The following is an 18014-nucleotide window of genomic DNA, read 5'->3' on the forward strand; positions in this document are numbered from 1 at the left end:
CATGCGCATCTCGGCCTCTCCCATCGAACTGAACGCGACCACCCAGAACGATCCTGCCCGGATCGACAAGGTGTCGCGCCAGTTGGAAGGACAGTTCGCGAACCTGCTCGTCAAGAGCATGCGCGACGCCAGCTTCGGCGATTCCCTGTTCCCGGGCGAGAACCAGACCTTCCGCGACATGTACGACCAGCAGATGGCCAAGGCGCTGACCGAGGGCAAGGGGCTGGGCCTGGCGGCGATGATCGCCAAGCAACTGGGCGGCGGCAAAAGCGCCGACGCGCCGGCCACCAACACGTCGATCGGTGCCGCGCAGGCGGCCAAGGCGTATTCGCTGGTGTCCGGCCAGGGCGGCGGCAGCGCCGGCAACAGCGCCGGCGCCGGTGCCTCCGCGCTTGCCGATACCGGCGCAGTCGCCGGTGCCGGTGCCGCTGCCTGGGGCGGCCTGGACGCCGCCGACGCGCCGCAGCAGCAGGTCGCGCGCGTGCTCGACCTGATCGCCGGCCGCGAGACCAGCGCCATGCACGAAGCGATCGGCAGCAATCCCGCCGACGGCAGCGCCAGCCTGGCCTGGACCGGGGCGGACGACCGCTGGTCGGATCTGGCGACGACGGCGGCCGACGACAGCATCGGCATCGATGCCAGCGCTACCGCCGCCGCCAAGGCCGCCGCGGCCAGCCTCGGCGAGCGCACCCCGGAAGGCTTCGTCGCGCAGATCTGGACCCATGCGCAGAAGGCGGCCAAGGAACTGGGTGTGGATGCGCGGGCGCTGGTCGCGCAGGCCGCGCTGGAGACCGGCTGGGGACGCCGCGGCATTTCCCGCGGCGACGGCGCCAGTTCCAACAACCTGTTCGGAATCAAGGCCACCGGCTGGAGCGGCGAGCGCGTCACCACCGGCACCCACGAATACGTCGGTGGGGTCAAGCAATCGCAGACCGCCGATTTCCGCGCCTACGCCTCGCCGGCCGAGAGCTTCGCCGACTACGTGCGCCTGCTGAAGACCAATCCGCGCTACCAGCAGGCGCTCAATGCCGGCACCGACATCCGCGGCTTCGCCCAGGGCCTGCAGCGTGCCGGCTATGCCACCGATCCGTCCTACGCCGCCAAGATCGCCGCGATCGCCGGCGGCCCGACCATCGGCCGCGCCGTCGCCGCGATCGGCAACGCCGCCGCCAGCGGCATCGAACGCGCGTTCGCCAGCACCTCCGATCCGTCCAACAGCGTCCTGCGCTGAGGTAGCCGTCCATGTCCGTCCTGTCCACCGGCACCAGCGCCCTCATCGCCTTCCAGCGCGCCCTGGCGACCGTGAGCCACAACGTCGCCAACATCAACACCGACGGCTACAGCCGGCAGCGCGTGTCGTTCGCGACCACCACGCCGACCCAGTACGGCTCGGACTACATCGGCAACGGCACCAAGATCACCGACATCTCCCGCGTCGCCGACCAGCTGGCGACCTCGCGGCTGCTGGACAGCAGCGGCGAACTGGCGCGGCTGAAGCAACTGTCGAGCCTGTCCGACCGCGTCGACGGGCTGTTCTCCGACAAGGCCACCAACATTTCCGGGCAGTGGTCGAACTTCTTCGACGCCACCACCGGGCTGTCTTCCAACGCCTCGGCCACCGCCAGCCGGCAGAACGTGCTGGACAACGCCAACTCGCTGGTGACCCGCTTCAAGCAGCTCAACGGGCAGATGGATTCGCTCGGCAACGAGGTCAACAACGGCCTGCTCTCGGCCACCACGGAAGCCAACCGCCTGGCCACCGAGATCGCCAAGATCAACGGCCAGATCGGCGGCGACGCCAGCTCGGCCGCGCCGGACCTGCTCGACCGGCGCGATGCGCTGATCACCCAGCTGGTCGGCTACACCGGCGGCAGCGCGGTGCAGCAGGACGGCGGTGCAATCAACGTCTATACCTCCGGCGGCCAGGCGCTGGTGGTCGGCACCACCGCCTCCACCCTGACCACGGTCACCGATCCCTATCAGCCCGGGCGCCTGCAGGTCGCGCTGAAGGCGCAAGGCACCACCATCACCCTGAGCGACAGCTCGCTGGGCGGCCAGATCGGCGGCCTGCTCGAGTTCCGCAGCAGCGTGCTGGATCCGACCAAGGCCGAGCTGGGGCGCATCGCCACCGGCCTGGCGGTCACCTACAACCAGCAGCACAAAGCCGGCGTGGACCTGTACGGCAACCTGGGCAGCGACTTCTTCTCGCTGTCCGCGCCCAGCGTCAACGCCAACGCCGCCAACACCGGCACTGCCAGCTTCAGCGCCAGCGTCAGCGACCTGAGCAAGCTCGACGGGCAGAACCTGCTGCTGAAGTTCGACGGCAGCACCTGGACCGCCAGCCGCGCCGACACCGGCGCCAGCGTGGCCATGACCGGCACCGGCAGCAGCGCCGATCCGTTCGTGGTCAACGGGGTGACCCTGCAGGTGTCCGGCAGCGCCGCCGCCGGCGACAAGTTCCTGCTGCAACCCACCGCCAACGCGGTCACCGGCCTGGCGGTGGCGATCACCGACCCGTCGCGTATCGCCGCGGCCACGCCGGTCACCGGCAGCGCCGACCTGGACAACCTGGGCACCGGCAAGGTCAGCAACGTGCGCGCCACCGACGCCAGCAACGCCAATCTGCTGACGCCCTCCAGCATCGCCTTCATCGACGCCAACCAGTACACCATCGACGGCGCCGGTCCGTTCGCCTACACCGCCGGGCAGACCATCAGCGCCAACGGCTGGAGCATGACCCTGGACGGCGCGCCGGTCGCCGGCGACACCTTCGCGGTCAAACCCACCGGCGCCGGCTCCAGCAACAACGGCAACGCGCTGACCCTGTCCAACCTGGACGACAGCAAGGCGTTCAACGGCGGCACCATCACCCTCAATGGCGCGGTGTCCGGACTCACCACCACGATCGGCTCGGCGGCGCGGCAGGCGACCTACGCGGCCGACGCGCAGGAAGTGATCCACACCAGCGCGCAGGACGCGCGCGACTCGGTTTCCGGCGTCAACCTGGACGAGGAAGCCTCGGACATGTTGCGCCTGCAGCAGGCCTACCAGGCCGCCTCGCAGTTGATCTCCACCGCCGACACGATGTTCCAGTCCATTCTGGGTGCGATCCGATGAGCAACCGTATCTCCACCGGCATGATGTTCAGCCAGTCGGTCAACAACATGCTGGGCAAGCAGGCCAAGATCTCGCATCTGGAACAGCAGCTGGCGACCGGCCAGCGCCTGGTCACCGCCGCCGACGATCCGGTCGCCTCCGGCACCGCGGTCAACCTGGACCGCGCGGTGGCCGAACTGGAGCGTTTCGGCCAGAACGCCAACAACGTGCAGAACCGCCTGGGCCTGCAGGAGAACGCGCTGTCGCAGGCCGGCGACCTGATGGCCCGGGTCAACGAATTGACCGTGGAAGCGAACAGCTCGGCGTTGACCACCGACAACCGCAAGGCGATCGCCTCCGAACTCAAATCGCTGCACGATAGCCTGCTCAGCCTGTCCAACAGCACCGACGGCAGCGGCCGCTACCTGTTCGCCGGCGCCGCCGACGACAAGGCGCCGTTCGCGGTGGTCAACGGCAGCGTGGTCTACAGCGGCGACCAGACCCAGCGCAGCGTGGAGGTGGCGGCCGACACCCAGGTCGCCGACGCCCTGCCCGGCAGCGAGATCTTCATGCGCATCCGCACCGGCGACGGCACCGTCGATGCGCACGCGGCCAGCACCAACACCGGCACCGGCCTGCTGCTGGACTACAGCCGCGACTCCGGTGCCGGCGGCTGGAACGGCGGCAGCTACAGCGTCGCCTTCACCGCCACCGACACCTATGAAGTACGCGACAGTACCGGCACCGTGGTCACCACCGGCACCTACGCCGCCGGCGAGACGCTCAGCTTCGGTGGCCTGAAGATGCGCCTGGACGGCGCGCCGGCGGTCGGCGACAGCTTCCAGATCGGCGCCTCCACCACCAAGGACGTGTTCTCCACCATCACCAATCTGGTCAATGCGCTGAACACCGACCCGATCACCGCCACCGACAAGGCCGCGTTGCAGAACACCCTGCAGTCGTCGATGCGCGACATCAGCCAGGCCTCGGCGAAGATGATCGATGCGCGCGCCGCCGGCGGCGCGCAGCTGGCCGCGCTCGACAGCGCCGCCGAGCTGCGCGAATCCAACGAAGTGACGCTGAAGACCACCCTGTCCTCGCTGCGCGACCTGGACTACGCCGATGCGATCGGCCAGTACCAGCTGGAACAGGCCGCGCTCAAGTCGGCGCAGACCATCTTCACCCAGATGCAATCGATGTCGCTGTTCAACATGATCCGTTGAATCCCGATTCCACTCCATACGCGAAGGCCCGGAGCGCAGCGATGCCTCCGGGCCTTTGCCGTTATACCGAGTTCGTCATCGCTGCCGATCCCGCCAAATTTCGTGCCAAGGCCGCTAAAGTTTGCCAAACCGCGGCCGAAACAAGCTCTTCGCCGCGAGTGCCACAGGCTCCCGGTTCGCCGCATCGCGATAATTTCCGCAGCGAATCGCTAAAGGTTGTTGACATCGCGCCGTTATTTATCTCAGCAGCGGCAACGGCCAATTGATGGCCCCCCTGCGGAGGCTCCAGGCACCGATGGGTTGCCGGATAAATCGCTTAGAGGAGATATCAAAATGGCACAGGTAATCAACACCAACGTAATGTCGCTGAACGCTCAGCGTAATCTCAACAGCACCAGCGCGAGCATGGCGACGACGATTCAGCGTCTGTCTTCGGGCCTGCGCATCAACAGCGCCAAGGACGACGCCGCCGGTCTGGCGATCTCCGAGCGCTTCACCACCCAGATCCGCGGCCTGGACGTCGCCTCGCGCAACGCCAACGACGGCATCTCGCTGGCGCAGACCGCAGAAGGTTCGATGGTTGAAATCGGCAACAACCTGCAGCGTATCCGCGAGCTGTCGGTGCAGTCGGCCAACGCCACCAACTCCGCCACCGACCGCGAGGCGCTGAACTCGGAAGTCAAGCAGCTGACCTCGGAAATCGACCGCGTCGCCAACCAGACCAGCTTCAACGGCACCAAGCTGCTGGACGGCTCGTTCTCCGGCGCGCTGTTCCAGGTCGGCGCCGATGCCGGCCAGACCATCGGCATCAACAGCATCGTCGACGCCAACGTCGATTCGCTGGGCAAGGCCGGCTTCGCCGCCACCCAGACCGGTTCGGCCGCCCTGGCCTCCGGCACCGCGACCGCCAGCGGCAGCTTCTCCGGCATGTCGGTCAACGGCACCACCATCGCCTCGGTTGCCGTCGCCGTCGGCGACACCGGCAGCGATATCTCCAAGAAGATCGCCGCCGCGATCAACGACAAGCTGGACCAGACCGGCGTGTATGCCTCGGTCGACAGCACCACCGGCGCGCTGAAGCTGGAATCGCTGAAGGCCGGCAAGGACTTCTCCTTCACCGCAGGCTCGGCCACCGGCGCCACCGGCGTCACCTTCAGCAGCGCAGGCATCGCCACCTCGGCCACCGCCGTCGCCGGCACCACCAGCACTCTGGAGGACCTGGACATCTCCACCTTCTCCGGTGCGCAGCGAGCGCTGGAAATCGTCGACAAGGCGCTGACCGCGGTCAATTCCTCGCGCGCCGACATGGGTGCGGTGCAGAACCGCTTCACCTCCACCATCGCCAACCTGAGCTCCACCTCGGAGAACCTGTCGGCCTCGCGTAGCCGCATCCGCGATACCGATTACGCCAAGGAAACCGCCGAACTGACCCGCACGCAGATCCTGCAGCAGGCCGGTACCGCGATGCTGGCGCAGGCCAAGTCGGTCCCGCAGAACGTGCTGAGCCTGCTGCAGTAACAGCCAGCTCGACACCAGTGTCATCCGAAGCCCCTCCGCAAGGAGGGGCTTTTTTGCGTCTGGCTGTGCGCAGGCACAGGATTTGCATCGCGCTGGGGCACTGGCGACGCGCGCGCGGCCTCAAGAACCGCTGTACGCCGCCGATACTCCTATCTACCGCTGGCCTCCGTGCCCGCCATCGTAAGGAAGCCCACCCATGGCTACTTCATCGCTGTCTTCTGTCGGCTCCGGTATGGACGTCACCGCAGTCGTCAAATCATTGGTCGCTGCGCAGCGCGCACCGCAGGAAAACCGAATCAACGCCGACGGTACCGCGTCCAGCGCCCAGCTTTCGGCGCTGAGCACGATCAAGGGTGCGCTGTCCAACCTGCAGACGGCGATGAACGCGATCGCCAAGAGCGCGGACAAGAGCGCGGTCAAGGCCACCGTCGCCGACGGCGCCGGCTATACCGCCAGCGTCACCGAGAGCGCCACCGCCGGCAACTACAGCGTGGAAGTGGTGAAGCTGGCCGAACGGCAGAAATTGACCTCGGCCGCCTATGCCAGCGATGCGGTGGTCGGCGACGGCACCTTGACCATCGCCTATGGCGACAAGACGCTGAACGTCACCGTGGCCGAAAACAGCAAGCTCAGCGACGTCGCCGCCGCGATCAACAAGGCCGCCGGCGGCAGCGGGGTGACCGCCAGCGTGGTCAGCGCCGACGATGGCGATCACTTGGTGCTCAACGCAGTCGATTCCGGCACCAAGGGCGCGCTGACCCTCACCAGCGCCGGCGGCAACGGCGGACTCGCCGCGCTGACCTACGGCAGCGGCAGCAGCGGCGGCCTGACCCAGACCGTGGCTGCGGCCGATGCGGTGGTGCGCGTGGACGGCTTCGAACGCACCTCCAGCAGCAACGCGATCGCCGACCTCGTGCCCGGCGTCACCCTGAACCTGACCAAGGCCGCGGAAGGCACGAAGTACAGCCTGAGCATCGTCAACGACAGCACCAGCCTGAAGGCGAACCTCACCGCGTTCGTGACCGCCTACAACACCGCCAACACCTTGCTGAAGTCCTCCAGCGCCTACGACGCCACTAACAAGAAGGCCTCGGCGCTGACCGGCGATTCGATGGTGCGCGGGCTGCAGCAATCGCTGCGCAAGCAGGTCAGCGACAACGTCGTCGACCTCAAGGCGCTGGGCGTGACCATCGACAAGGACGGGGTGATGAGCTTCGACAGCGCCAAGTTCGACAGCGCCGTCGCCAGCGACCCGTCGTCGGCCAAGGCGATGTTCGGCACCGACGGCAGCTTCACCGCCGGCATGACTACGCTGCTGGACAGCAACCTCGATACCACCAACGGCAGCATCACCCAGCGCACCGCCTCGCTCAACAAGCACATCACCGACCTGACCGACCAGCTCAGCGACCTGGACAAGCGGATGGAGACGCTGACCACCCAGTACACCGCCAGGTTCACCGCGATGGACACCATCGTGGCGCAGATGCAGTCGATCAGCGACACCCTCACCAAGCAGTTCTCGTCGTAGCGGCAACGGCGTCGGGAAAAGTCATTGCCGATGCTCAAGTACAAGCGGATAGCTGCCGATATCTTTAGCATCGACAGTCATTCCGGACTGGCAGCACGTACCGCCGCCGCGGCGCCTTCGCCGTCCGGCGCGGCAGCGCGGCACCAGGCCACCCGAGGGAGTTTTCCATGCACGGTTCCAGTCGCCAATACGCCGAGCAATATCGCAAGATGAGCGTGTCCACCAGCATCACCGATGCCGACCCGCACAAGCTGGTGGCGCTGCTGTTCGCCGGCGCGTGCCAGCGCATCCGCCAGGCCCAGGCCTGTCTGGCGCAGGGCGACCAGGCGCGCAAGGGCAAGGCGATCGGCGAAGCCTGCGCCATCGTCGGCCACCTCAACGGCTCGCTGGACCACGAGGCCGGCGGCGAGATCGCCAACAACCTCTCGGCGCTGTACGACTACGTGATGCACCGGCTCACCGAAGCCAACCTGCACAACGACGACAGCGCGCTGGTCGAATCGCTGGAACTGCTCAGCGAGATCGATGCGGCGTGGAACGCCATTCCCGTCCAGCAACGCGAACTCGCCGCGGTCGCCACCCTATGATCGCCGTCAGCATCGAATCGCTGCACGCCGAACTGCAGCAGCTGCAGCAGGTGCTGCACGGCGACGACCACGCGCTGGCCGAGCGCATGGTCGCCGAGCACGACCAGCACCTGCGCGAATACCTGCAGCAGGCCGGCAGCGACGTCTCGCGCGAGGGCATCGGTTCGCTGCTGAAACTGCAGCAAGCGGTGATCGCGCAGATGCTGCAGGCGCGCGACGAGGCCGGCGACTGGCTGCGCGCCAACCGCTTGTCCAACAATGCCGCGCGCGCCTATTCGCAGGCCGGATCGCTGAGATGAACAGCGCGTCCGACGGCGTCGTGCACCACCCTGCCGAAACGGAGCTGTTCCACGACACCCTCAGCTGCGAACTGGCATTGCCGGCCGACTTCAAGCTCGGCAACGGCATCGGCCGCTTCGGCGCCGGCGAAGCCCTGCTGCGCGGCCTGGCCCAGGTCGAGGACCTGCGCAGCGAGGACGGCGGCGAGGAGCGCAGCGACCAGCCACTGCAACTGCAGCGCATGGACGCCAAGCTCGACCTGATGCTGGTGCTGCTCGGCCGCCTGGCCCGGCAGCACGAGGAAGGCCTGCCGCTGCGCCCCGTGCGCTGGTCGCGCCGAGGACTGAGACTGGAATTGGGATCACGCTCGGGCGCGCTGCCGGGCGCGGCCGGCCTGTTGCGCCTGCAGCCCTCGGACTGGCTGCCCGATCACCTCGAACTGCCGGTCCAGGTGCTGGCCGAGGCCACCGCTGGCGGCGGTTTCTATCTCTGGCTACGATTCGAGACACAGCCACCCGGCCTGGAAGAAGCCCTGGAACGGCACCTGTTCCGCCTGCACCGGCGGCAGATCGCCGACAGCCGGCGCGCGCGCTGAATCGCCGCTGGCCGCCCCGCCGCGGCGCCGCGAGGTTGGCGGCGACGGCGCGCTCGGCTAAGGTGCGGTACTAGAGTAGAGAGATCTTCCCACTGTGCGAGTCATCATCGTCGACGATCACACCCTGGTCCGCGCCGGCCTGAGCCGGCTGTTGCAGACGTTCGCGGACATCGACGTGATCGCCGAGGCCAGCAACGCACAGGAAGCGGTGGACCTGGCCAGCCTGCACCGCCCCGACCTGGTGCTGATGGACCTGTCGCTGCCCGGGCGCAGCGGCCTGGACGCGCTGACCGACGTGCTGCAGACCTCGCCCAAGACCCGCGTGGTGATGATGTCGATGCACGACGATCCGGTGCACGTGCGCGACGCGCTGGACCGCGGCGCCACCGGCTTCGTGGTCAAGGATGCGGCGCCGCTGGAACTGGAACTGGCGCTGCGCGCGGCCAGCCTCAACCAGGTGTTCCTGAGCCCGCAGATCTCCTCGAAGATGATCGCGCCGATGCTGGGCCGCGAGCGTCCGGTCGGCGTCGCCGCGCTGTCGCCGCGGCAGCGCGAGATCCTGCGCCAGATCGGCCGCGGCCAGAGCAACAAGGAAATCGCCTCGGACCTGGGGATCAGCGTCAAGACCGTGGAGACCCACCGCGCGCGGATGATGGAATCGCTGGGCTGCCGGCGCGCCAACGATCTGGTCCTGCTGGCCGCGCGCCACCAGAACGAATTGACCTGAGCGGCCGGGAACGGGTTCCCGACGCGACGCACTGGCATGCGGCTTGCCTTAACCGCTCAGCTGCCGCCGTGAAACCGTCGAAGCCCGCCAGCGTTGACTCTGCAGCGCCGATCGACCGGCGCCCCCTACGGTCATGTAGGGATTTTCCCCACATGCTGTCGGGAATTTGACTACCTCACTCAGGAACGCCCTGATTCTGTTACCGTCAGGTGGCAAGCACTATGCATTCCACGGGCGCCAGAGGGTTGGCGCCAAACCGAGGAAGTTCGCATGAAGCCGACCGTCTCCGCCCAGCTAGGCCAGCAACTCCACCTGACCCCGCAATTGCTGCAGTCGATCCGGCTGCTGCAACTGGACGGGATGCAATTGGAAATGGAAATCCGGCGTGCGCTGGAAACCAATCCCTTGCTGGAACTGGAAGAGCCGGAAGGCGTGCTCGAGCCGGTGGTCGATCACGACACCACGCTGGAAACCGCCGCGTTCGACGAGCTGCCCGAATCCTCGATGTGGGACATTCCCGCCGCCGGCTGGAGCGAGGGCGAAGACGACCGCATGCAGCGCATCGCCGCCGGCGAGTCCACCGATCCGCAGCTGCGCGTGCTGCAGCGCCTGGCGCTGGAACTGGACGAACGCGACCTGGAAGTGGCCGCGTTCTGGCTGGAGCACAGCGACGATGCCGGCTACCTCGACGGCGCGCTGGACACCCTGACCCTGCTCGCCTGCGCGCGCTTCGACCGCTCCGCCGCGCAGGTGGAAGCGATCCGCCAGCGGTTGCTGCACGGCGACCCCGCCGGCCTGGCCGCCTGCGACCTGCGCGAATGCCTGAGCGTGCAGCTGGCCGCCCTGCCCGGCCGCGTCGCCGGCCGCCACCTGGCCGCGCGCATCCTCGCCGGCGACCTGAATCTGCTCGCCAGCCACGATTACCCGCTGCTGGCGCGCCTGCTCGACGCCGAAGCCGACGACGTGCGCGAAGCGGTGCGGCTGATCCTGTCGCTGCAGCCGCGTCCCGGCGACAGCCTGCTGCCGGAGAACCTGGGCCACGTGATTCCCGACGTGGTCGCCTGGCACAGCGACGGCACCTGGCGGGTGGCGCTGAACCCGGCCACCACCCACCGCGTCAGCGTCAACCCGATGCACGAACGCGCCCTGGCCGAGGCCGGCGAGGCGGCGGCGCCGTTGCGCGAAATGCTGCAGGAGGCGCGCTGGCTGACCCGCGGCCTGTCGATGCGCTACGAGACCCTGCTGCGCACCACCCGCGCCATCGTCGAACGCCAGGCCGCGTTCCTGGTCAAGGGCGAGGAAGCGATGGCGCCGCTGACCCTGAAGGAAGTGGCCGACGCGATCGGCATGCACGAGTCCACCGTGTCGCGCATCACCACCGGCAAGTACCTGCAGACGCCGCGTGGTACCTTCGAACTGAAGCATTTCTTCGCCGTGCGCCTGGAAGGCGCCGCGGTCTCGGGACAGGCGGTGCGCGCGATGGTGCGGCGCCTGATCGAATCCGAGCCGTCGGGGCGGCCGCTGGCCGACGAGGCGATCGCCGGCCTGTTGTCGCGCCAGGGCGTGAACGTGGCCAGGCGCACCGTGGCCAAGTACCGTGAACAACTGGATATCGCCCCCGCCCGCGAACGCCGTCGCGCCAAACCGCTGCTGGCCCGCGCGGGCTAAGGAAACACTACACATGAACAAATTGTCCGTGCTTCTGGTCGACGACCACGAAGGCTTCATCAACGCCGCGATGCGCCACTTCCGCAAGCTCGACTGGATGGAAGTGATCGGCAGCGCCGCCAACGGCCTGGAGGCGATCGAACGCTCCGAGTCGCTGCGCCCGCAGGTGGTGCTGATGGATCTGGCCATGCCCGAAATGGGCGGCCTGCAGGCCACGCGCCTGATCAAGACCCAGGACCAGGCGCCCTACATCGTGATCGCCAGCCATTTCGACGATGCCGAGCACCGCGAGCACGCCATGCGCGCCGGTGCCGACAACTTCGTCAGCAAGCTGTCCTACATCCAGGAAGTGATGCCGATCCTGGAGGGCTTACGCACAGAGGGAGTACCGGCATGAGCGAATCGCGCATCCTGGTGATCGATGACGACGCGGTCCGCGCCGAACGCACGGTAAGCCTGCTCGAATTCATGGACCTCAACCCGCGTTGGGTGACCGACGTGGCCGACGTCAACCCCGGCCGCCACCGGCAGAGCGAGTGGATGGCGATCCTGGTCGGCGGACTCGACGACCAGGCCCAGGCCGACGCGTTCTTCGGCTGGGTCGCGCGCAGTCCGCTGCCGCCGCCGGTGCTGCTGCTCAATGGCGAGGCGCAGGCGTTCGCGCAGCGCCACGGCCTGCACGAAGCCAACGTGTGGCAGCTGGAAGCGCCGCTGCGCCATGCGCAGCTGGAAACCCTGCTGCGCCGCGCCAGCCTCAAGCGCCTGGACGCCGAGCACCAGGCCGGCGCGGTGCAGGACAGCGGCCCGACCGGCAACAGCGCCGCGGTGGTGCGGCTGCGGCGGCTGATCGACCAGGTCGCCGCGTTCGACACCACCGTGCTGGTGCTGGGTGAGTCCGGGACCGGCAAGGAAGTGGTCGCACGCGCGATCCACCAGCAGTCGCCGCGCCGCGACGGCCCGTTCGTCGCGATCAACTGCGGCGCGATCCCGCCGGATCTGCTGGAAAGCGAACTGTTCGGCCACGAGAAAGGCTCCTTCACCGGCGCGCTGTCCGCGCGCAAGGGCCGCTTCGAGATGGCCGAGGGCGGCACCCTGCTGCTCGACGAGATCGGCGACATGAGCCTGCCGATGCAGGTCAAGCTGCTGCGCGTGCTGCAGGAACGCAGTTTCGAGCGGGTCGGCGGCAACGTCACCATCCGCTGCAACGTGCGGGTGATCGCCGCCACCCACCGCAACCTGGAAGAGCGCATCGCCGGCAACCAGTTCCGCGAGGACCTGTTCTACCGGCTCAACGTGTTCCCGATCGAGATGCCGGCGCTGCGCGAACGCAGCGACGACCTGCCGGCGCTGGTCAACACCATCGCCGCGCAGCTGGCGCGCACCGGGCGCGGCGAAGTGCGCTTCTCCGAAGAAGCCTTGCAAGCGCTGCGCGGCTACGACTGGCCGGGCAACGTGCGCGAGCTGACCAACCTGGTCGAGCGCCTGGCGGTGCTGCATCCCAGCGGCCTGGTGCGGGTGCAGGACCTGCCGGCGCGCTACCGCGGCGACTTCGCCTCCTCGATCGACGTGTCGGCGCCGCCGGCGCCGATCGCAGCAGCGGATCCGCGCCGCTTGCCCAACGTGGTCGACCTGCACGTCGGTCCCAAGGCGTTCTCCGATCCGTCCGAAGCGGCCGCACAGACCGCATCGACGCTGCCGGAGAGCGGCCTGGACCTGCGCGGACACATGGCCAACATCGAGTTGGCGCTGATCAACGAAGCGCTGGAGCGCACCCAGGGCGTGGTCGCGCATGCGGCCCAGCTGCTGGGCCTGCGTCGCACCACGCTGGTGGAGAAACTGCGCAAGTACGGCATCGACCGCGACCAGACCGAACTGGCAGGCTGAGCGCGCGTCGCGAGCAGAACCGCGTCGTCGCGCGCTTGCTGCGCTACGGAACGACCGCGGTTCGAAACTGAAGTACCCTCCCCTCCACGCATCGCATGCTTTCCGGACGTGCGTCCGGCCGGCCCGCTGCGGCTGTGTCGCGAACGATGGGGATCGTCGCGCGCTCGCACGCTTCTCGCAGGCGAACGCGGAAGCAGTGGACACGTCTGTTGGCATATGGCTTGCTTTCAGAACAGGAACCCCGTCGCCACGATCCGCGCCGCGGATTCTCCACACGTACCCACGCAGGCCACCATGCCCATTCCCGTCACCAGTCCGCTGCTGCCTCCCCTGGACGAGTTCGTGCCGTACCTGGAGAAGATCTGGAGCAGCCGCATCCTGACCAATGGCGGCGACATGCATCGGGCGCTGGAAAAGGCGCTGGCGGAGTACCTGGGCGTCGGGCATCTGGCGTTGCTGACCAACGGCACGCTGGCCCTGCTCACCGCGCTGCAGGCACTGCGCGTCACCGGCGAGGTGATCACCACGCCCTACTCGTTCGTGGCCACCGCGCACTCGCTGCTGTGGAAAGGGATCAAGCCGGTGTTCGTCGACATCGATCCGGTCACGCTGAACCTGGACCCGCAGAAGATCGAGGCCGCGATCACCCCGCAGACCACCGCGATCATGCCGGTGCACTGCTACGGCACGCCGTGCGACACCGCCGCGATCGAGCGCATCGCCGACACCTACAACCTCAAGGTCATCTACGACGCCGCGCATGCCTTCGGGGTCAGGGACGACGGCGGCTCGATCCTGCGCCACGGCGACCTCAGCGTGCTCAGCTTCCACGCCACCAAGGTGTTCAACACCTTCGAGGGCGGCGCCATCGTCTGCCCCGACGAAAAGACCTACCAGCGCATCAGCCGGCTGAAGAACTTCGGCTTCGTCGACGAGACCACGGTGGTGGCCACCGGCATCAACGGCAAGATGAGCGAGGTGAACGCCGCCTTCGGCCTGCTGCAACTGCAGCACATCGATCGTGCGCTGGCGCAACGCCGCGAGATCGACGCCGACTACCGGCGACGCCTGGCGCAGGTCCCCGGCGTACGTTGCCTGGCGCCGCGTTCCCCGGACCTGGCCAACTACGCCTCGTTCCCGATCCTGATCGAGGACGACTTCCCGCTGACCCGCGACGGCCTGCATCAACTGATGCGCGAGCATGAGATCCTGGTGCGCCGCTACTTCTATCCGCTGATCAGCGATTTCCCGATGTACCGCGGCCTGCCTTCGGCCGCGCCGGCCGGCTTGCCGGTCGCCCGGCAGATGTCCGAACGGGTGCTGTGCCTGCCGATCTATCCCGGCCTGAGCGGCGGCGACGTGGAGACCATCGCCGACCTGATCGCCGGCGCCGGTACAGCCGCATCAACCGCTGCAAAAATCGGTCGCCCTGCCGCGACCCTCCCTTCCTCCGCCCACTCCGTGGAACAAGAATGAGCCAAGCAACGTTTATCGAGAATTTCCTGTCGGCGACCGATTTCCAGACACCGGTCGAGGTGACGACGGACACCGTGCTGCGCGAGCTTCCCGAATGGGATTCGCTCGCCGCGCTCGGCGTGATCGTGATGTTCGACATGGAGTACGGCAAAACCATCACCGGCGAGCACCTGGCCGCCGCCGTCACCGTGGGCGACCTCTACCAGCTGACCGAGGCGTAGCATGCCGACTTCCACGCTGCACAACGTGCGCTTCGCCGGCATGGCGACCTGCGTGCCCAAGCGCGTCGTCTCCAACCTGACCGATTGCCGGCCGCAGATCCGTTCCGAGCGCGAGCGGCTGGTGCGCAACATCGGCATCGAGACCCGGCGCATGGCGCAGGAGTGGCAGTGTTTTTCCGACCTGGCGTTCGACGCGGCGCAGGTATTGATCGAACGGCTGCAATGGCAGCGCGAGGAAATCGATGCGCTGATCGTGGTCACCCAATCGCCGGACTATCCGATCCCGGCGACCGCGATCATCCTGCAGGATCGGCTGGGCCTGTCGCATGCCACCGTCGCCTTCGACGTCAACCTGGGTTGCTCGGCCTATCCGTTCGGCATCAACTTGCTGGGCTCGATGATCGCCGCCGGCGGGGTCAAGAAGGGCCTGCTGCTGGTCGGCGACCGCAGCGCCAACCTGGAAGACCCGATCTTCTCCGATTCCGGCACCGCCACCGCGCTGGAATTCAGCGCCGACGCCGCGCCGATGCATTTCGACCTCAACAGCGACGGCAGCGGCTACAAGGCGATCATCCTGCCGGTGGGCGGCCAGCGCGAGCCGGTCGGCATCCAGCACCTGATGCCGTTCCGCGCCGACGAGAACGACTACTGGCACCGCGGCGTGGACCTGCAGCTGGACGGCGTGGCGGTGCTGAGCTTCTCCACCCAGCGGGTGCCGCCGGCAGTGCAGAAGCTGCTCGACTACACTGGCGTGTCCAAGGACGAGATCGACTACTTCGTGTTCCACCAGGCCAACCGGATGATCAACGAGACCATCCGCAAGAAGCTCGGCCTGCCGGTGGAGAAGGTGCCTTCGACCCTGCGCGACTTCGGCAACACCAGCGGCGCCTCGCTGCCGGTGACCATGACCGCACGCATCAACAAGGAACTGGAATCGGGCCGCAAGCGCGTGCTGCTGTGCGGTTTCGGCATCGGCCTGTCCTGGGGTACCTGCCTGATTGATATCGAGGGCGCGGTGTTTCCGGAGTTGATCGAGTCGTGAATACCGACATCGATCCGAACGACCCGTTCGCGCTTCAGGGCAAACGCATCCTGATCACCGGTGCCTCGTCCGGCATCGGACGGCAGATCGCGCTGAGCTGCGCGGAGATGGGCGCGCAACTCGTCATCAGCGGTCGCAACGAAGCCCGCCTGGCCGAGACGTTCGCCACACTTGAAGGCACAGGGCATGAGCAGGTGATCGCCAATCTGGACAAGCAGGAGGACATCGACAATCTCGTGGCTTCGGTCGGTGTCCTGGATGGCGTCGCGCACGCGGCCGGAATCGCCCGGCTGGCGCCGTTCCGGCTAATGAACCGAGCGCATCTGGATGAAACCTTCGCCAGTAATGTCTATGCACCGCTGCTGCTGACGCGCGGCCTGCTGGCGAAGAAACGCATCAACGCCAACGGCTCGATCCTATTCATCTCGGCGGTGGGCTCGCACGTCGGTCCCGTAGCCACTGCCGCCTACTCTGCCAGCAAGGCGGCCCTGCTCGGCGCAATGCGTACGCTGGCGCTGGAAGTGGCCAGGCAGGGTATCCGCGCCAACTGCATCGCGCCCGGCTATGTGCGCACGCCCATGCTCGACGGGCTCAACCAGAGCGGCGGCAACATCGACGAGCACGCGAAGCTGACTCCTCTTGGACTCGGCGAACCGGAGGACGTGGCTTATGCGGCGGTGTTCTACCTGTCCGATGCCAGTCGCTGGGTCACCCGCAACTACTTCGTCGTTGACGGTGGTCTGACCGTGCCGATGGACATCTACGCATGAGCAATCCAACTCGCAAAGCCTTTTCCCTGGAGGGCAAGACCATTCTGGTCACCGGCGCGTCGTCCGGCCTCGGCCAGGAAATCGCACTCACCTGCGCACGGCGCGGCGCGCGACTGGTCGTCAGCGGTCGCGATGTCGCGCGTCTCCAGGCCACCCATGCGCAGCTGGCCGGCGACGGGCATGTGCAGGTGCATGCCGACCTGACTGTTGCGGAGGACCGGGAGCGCGTGGTGCAAGCCAGCCAGCGCATTGACGGCGTGGTGCACTGCTTCGGCGGACAGATGCTGTCGCCGATCCGCCAGCTGAAGGAAGAGCTGATGACGCGCATGTACGAGGTTCATTTCCTGGCCCCGGTCATGCTGACCCAGCGTCTGCTGCAGGCCAATGCCATTAACGCGCAAGGCTCCATCGTGTTCATGCTGTCCACCTCGGCGCACATTGGCACACGCGGCGTGGGGCCATACTCGGCAATGAAGTCCGGCCTGCTGGGCATTATCCGCTGCTTGGCGCTGGAACAGGCGAGGCACCGCATGAGAGTCAACGGGATTTCGCCATCGGTCGTGCCCACCCCGCGCCTTTGGGGCGAGGACAACGAGCATAACGAACCACTGAAGCAGCAACGCACGCGCCATCCTCTTGGTCTGGGCACGCCGCAAGATGTCGCCAACGCCGCGGTCTATTTGCTGTCCGACGCCAGCCGTTGGGTCACCGGCACCAGCCTGGTCATGGACGGCGGGGCGGTGCTTTGATGGAACGGGCACTCATTATCGGCGCCGGCGGCTGGGGGCGCGAAGTCCTGGAGCAAATGCATGACGACGTCGGGCATGGCAAGGACTGGCTGATCGGTGGGTTCCTGGACAGCCGCGCCGATATCCTCGACCGCTACGCCGTCGACACGCCGATCATCGGCGATCCGATGAGCTACCTGCCACAGCCTGACGATGTATTCGTCTGTGCGATGGGCAACCCCTACGACCGCCACCGCTACGCTCTGCCGATCCTCGAGAAAGGCGGGCGGTTCATTCCCATCCTTACCGACGTCCGTCTGGGTAGGCGGGTGCACTTCGGCCAGGGCTGCTTCTTCGGCCTGCTGGTCCAGTCCGGGCCGGACGTGCGCATCGGCGACTTCGTCACCATCCACGCCCAGAGCATGCTCGGGCACGATGTCAGCATCGGCGATTACGTGCACGTTGGCGCAATGGCATTCATGGGCGGCGGCGTCCAGATTGGTAACTTCGTCACCGTACATCCGCGCGCCACCCTGATGCCCGGCGTCAAGGTCGGTGACGGCGCGGTCATCGGGGCCGGCGCGGTGGTCATGAAAGACGTACCAGCCGGCGCCAGCGTGTTCGGCAACCCTGCCCGAATCGTGTTCCAGAAAGACATTTGACAAGGCA

Annotated in this window: 19 protein-coding genes; all 19 read left to right on the forward strand. The window is 67.2% G+C overall.

Annotated elements, in window-relative coordinates; translation table 11 throughout:
• Position 1 precedes the first annotated feature (1 nt).
• Positions 2 to 1231 (forward strand): flagellar assembly peptidoglycan hydrolase FlgJ, encoded by a 1230-nt coding sequence (flgJ, locus tag H9658_RS02695; protein ID WP_191824236.1) that lies wholly within the window; start codon positions 2 to 4, stop codon positions 1229 to 1231.
• Positions 1232 to 1242: 11 nt separating this feature from the next.
• Positions 1243 to 3117, forward strand: coding sequence for a flagellar hook-associated protein FlgK (gene flgK / locus H9658_RS02700; protein WP_191824237.1), 1875 nt, complete (start codon positions 1243 to 1245; stop codon positions 3115 to 3117).
• Positions 3114 to 4319 (forward strand): flagellar hook-associated protein FlgL, encoded by a 1206-nt coding sequence (gene flgL, locus H9658_RS02705; RefSeq protein ID WP_191824238.1) that lies wholly within the window; start codon positions 3114 to 3116, stop codon positions 4317 to 4319. Before flgK ends, flgL begins: the two co-directional genes overlap by 4 nt.
• A gap of 41 nt (positions 4320 to 4360) precedes the next feature.
• Positions 4361 to 4585, forward strand: coding sequence for a hypothetical protein (locus tag H9658_RS02710; RefSeq protein ID WP_191824239.1), 225 nt, complete (start codon positions 4361 to 4363; stop codon positions 4583 to 4585).
• 67 nt (positions 4586 to 4652) lie between these two features.
• Positions 4653 to 5837 (forward strand): flagellin, encoded by a 1185-nt coding sequence (locus H9658_RS02715; RefSeq protein ID WP_191824240.1) that lies wholly within the window; start codon positions 4653 to 4655, stop codon positions 5835 to 5837.
• A gap of 196 nt (positions 5838 to 6033) precedes the next feature.
• A complete protein-coding gene (gene fliD, locus H9658_RS02720; protein WP_191824241.1) occupies positions 6034 to 7368 on the forward strand; it encodes a flagellar filament capping protein FliD in 1335 nt (444 codons plus the stop codon).
• Positions 7369 to 7535: 167 nt separating this feature from the next.
• The gene (gene fliS, locus H9658_RS02725; RefSeq protein WP_179564545.1) at positions 7536 to 7955 is read left to right on the forward strand and encodes a flagellar export chaperone FliS; all 420 of its coding nucleotides are present in this window, start codon (positions 7536 to 7538) and stop codon (positions 7953 to 7955) included.
• A complete protein-coding gene (locus tag H9658_RS02730) occupies positions 7952 to 8254 on the forward strand; it encodes a hypothetical protein (protein WP_179564543.1) in 303 nt (100 codons plus the stop codon). The genes fliS and H9658_RS02730 overlap by 4 nt, the downstream gene beginning before the upstream one ends.
• Positions 8251 to 8829, forward strand: coding sequence for a PilZ domain-containing protein (locus H9658_RS02735; protein ID WP_179564541.1), 579 nt, complete (start codon positions 8251 to 8253; stop codon positions 8827 to 8829). The genes H9658_RS02730 and H9658_RS02735 overlap by 4 nt, the downstream gene beginning before the upstream one ends.
• Before the next feature lie 94 nt (positions 8830 to 8923).
• Entirely contained in the window at positions 8924 to 9556 is a 633-nt protein-coding gene (locus H9658_RS02740; protein ID WP_179564539.1) for a response regulator, read from the forward strand.
• 270 nt (positions 9557 to 9826) lie between these two features.
• Positions 9827 to 11224 (forward strand): RNA polymerase factor sigma-54, encoded by a 1398-nt coding sequence (gene rpoN, locus H9658_RS02745; protein WP_179564537.1) that lies wholly within the window; start codon positions 9827 to 9829, stop codon positions 11222 to 11224.
• Positions 11225 to 11237: 13 nt separating this feature from the next.
• Positions 11238 to 11621: a response regulator gene (locus H9658_RS02750; RefSeq protein WP_010341669.1), complete on the forward strand. Its 384-nt coding sequence runs from the start codon at positions 11238 to 11240 to the stop codon at positions 11619 to 11621.
• Positions 11618 to 13108, forward strand: coding sequence for a sigma-54 dependent transcriptional regulator (locus tag H9658_RS02755; RefSeq protein WP_191824242.1), 1491 nt, complete (start codon positions 11618 to 11620; stop codon positions 13106 to 13108). Before H9658_RS02750 ends, H9658_RS02755 begins: the two co-directional genes overlap by 4 nt.
• A 294-nt stretch (positions 13109 to 13402) precedes the next feature.
• On the forward strand, positions 13403 to 14584 hold the full coding sequence (locus H9658_RS02760; RefSeq protein ID WP_191824243.1) for a DegT/DnrJ/EryC1/StrS family aminotransferase: 1182 nt from the start codon (positions 13403 to 13405) through the stop codon (positions 14582 to 14584).
• Positions 14581 to 14805: an acyl carrier protein gene (locus H9658_RS02765; protein WP_003466862.1), complete on the forward strand. Its 225-nt coding sequence runs from the start codon at positions 14581 to 14583 to the stop codon at positions 14803 to 14805. The genes H9658_RS02760 and H9658_RS02765 overlap by 4 nt, the downstream gene beginning before the upstream one ends.
• 1 nt (position 14806) lies before the next feature.
• Entirely contained in the window at positions 14807 to 15847 is a 1041-nt protein-coding gene (locus tag H9658_RS02770) for a ketoacyl-ACP synthase III (protein ID WP_191824244.1), read from the forward strand.
• Positions 15844 to 16617 (forward strand): SDR family NAD(P)-dependent oxidoreductase, encoded by a 774-nt coding sequence (locus H9658_RS02775; RefSeq protein WP_191824245.1) that lies wholly within the window; start codon positions 15844 to 15846, stop codon positions 16615 to 16617. Before H9658_RS02770 ends, H9658_RS02775 begins: the two co-directional genes overlap by 4 nt.
• Complete coding sequence (locus tag H9658_RS02780; RefSeq protein ID WP_191824246.1) at positions 16614 to 17366, forward strand: SDR family NAD(P)-dependent oxidoreductase; 753 nt, start codon at positions 16614 to 16616, stop codon at positions 17364 to 17366. The genes H9658_RS02775 and H9658_RS02780 overlap by 4 nt, the downstream gene beginning before the upstream one ends.
• Positions 17366 to 18007 (forward strand): acetyltransferase, encoded by a 642-nt coding sequence (locus tag H9658_RS02785; RefSeq protein WP_191824247.1) that lies wholly within the window; start codon positions 17366 to 17368, stop codon positions 18005 to 18007. The genes H9658_RS02780 and H9658_RS02785 overlap by 1 nt, the downstream gene beginning before the upstream one ends.
• The last annotated feature ends 7 nt before the right edge of the window (positions 18008 to 18014 follow it).

It is taken from the genome of Xanthomonas bonasiae, from assembly GCF_014836395.1.
Lineage (GTDB): Bacteria > Pseudomonadota > Gammaproteobacteria > Xanthomonadales > Xanthomonadaceae > Xanthomonas_A > Xanthomonas_A bonasiae.

What these genes read in the sequence shown, in the direction of transcription:
- H9658_RS02760 (WP_191824243.1), top strand. Translation starts at nt 13,403, where the DNA reads ATGCCCATTCCCGTCACCAGTCCGCTGCTGCCTCCCCTGGACGAGTTC.
- H9658_RS02765 (WP_003466862.1), top strand. Translation starts at nt 14,581, where the DNA reads ATGAGCCAAGCAACGTTTATCGAGAATTTCCTGTCGGCGACCGATTTC.
- flgL (WP_191824238.1), top strand. Translation starts at nt 3,114, where the DNA reads ATGAGCAACCGTATCTCCACCGGCATGATGTTCAGCCAGTCGGTCAAC.
- H9658_RS02780 (WP_191824246.1), top strand. Translation starts at nt 16,614, where the DNA reads ATGAGCAATCCAACTCGCAAAGCCTTTTCCCTGGAGGGCAAGACCATT.
- H9658_RS02785 (WP_191824247.1), top strand. Translation starts at nt 17,366, where the DNA reads ATGGAACGGGCACTCATTATCGGCGCCGGCGGCTGGGGGCGCGAAGTC.
- H9658_RS02730 (WP_179564543.1), top strand. Translation starts at nt 7,952, where the DNA reads ATGATCGCCGTCAGCATCGAATCGCTGCACGCCGAACTGCAGCAGCTG.
- flgK (WP_191824237.1), top strand. Translation starts at nt 1,243, where the DNA reads ATGTCCGTCCTGTCCACCGGCACCAGCGCCCTCATCGCCTTCCAGCGC.
- fliD (WP_191824241.1), top strand. Translation starts at nt 6,034, where the DNA reads ATGGCTACTTCATCGCTGTCTTCTGTCGGCTCCGGTATGGACGTCACC.
- H9658_RS02715 (WP_191824240.1), top strand. Translation starts at nt 4,653, where the DNA reads ATGGCACAGGTAATCAACACCAACGTAATGTCGCTGAACGCTCAGCGT.
- fliS (WP_179564545.1), top strand. Translation starts at nt 7,536, where the DNA reads ATGCACGGTTCCAGTCGCCAATACGCCGAGCAATATCGCAAGATGAGC.
- rpoN (WP_179564537.1), top strand. Translation starts at nt 9,827, where the DNA reads ATGAAGCCGACCGTCTCCGCCCAGCTAGGCCAGCAACTCCACCTGACC.
- H9658_RS02710 (WP_191824239.1), top strand. Translation starts at nt 4,361, where the DNA reads ATGCCTCCGGGCCTTTGCCGTTATACCGAGTTCGTCATCGCTGCCGAT.
- H9658_RS02770 (WP_191824244.1), top strand. Translation starts at nt 14,807, where the DNA reads ATGCCGACTTCCACGCTGCACAACGTGCGCTTCGCCGGCATGGCGACC.
- H9658_RS02755 (WP_191824242.1), top strand. Translation starts at nt 11,618, where the DNA reads ATGAGCGAATCGCGCATCCTGGTGATCGATGACGACGCGGTCCGCGCC.
- flgJ (WP_191824236.1), top strand. Translation starts at nt 2, where the DNA reads ATGCGCATCTCGGCCTCTCCCATCGAACTGAACGCGACCACCCAGAAC.
- H9658_RS02735 (WP_179564541.1), top strand. Translation starts at nt 8,251, where the DNA reads ATGAACAGCGCGTCCGACGGCGTCGTGCACCACCCTGCCGAAACGGAG.
- H9658_RS02750 (WP_010341669.1), top strand. Translation starts at nt 11,238, where the DNA reads ATGAACAAATTGTCCGTGCTTCTGGTCGACGACCACGAAGGCTTCATC.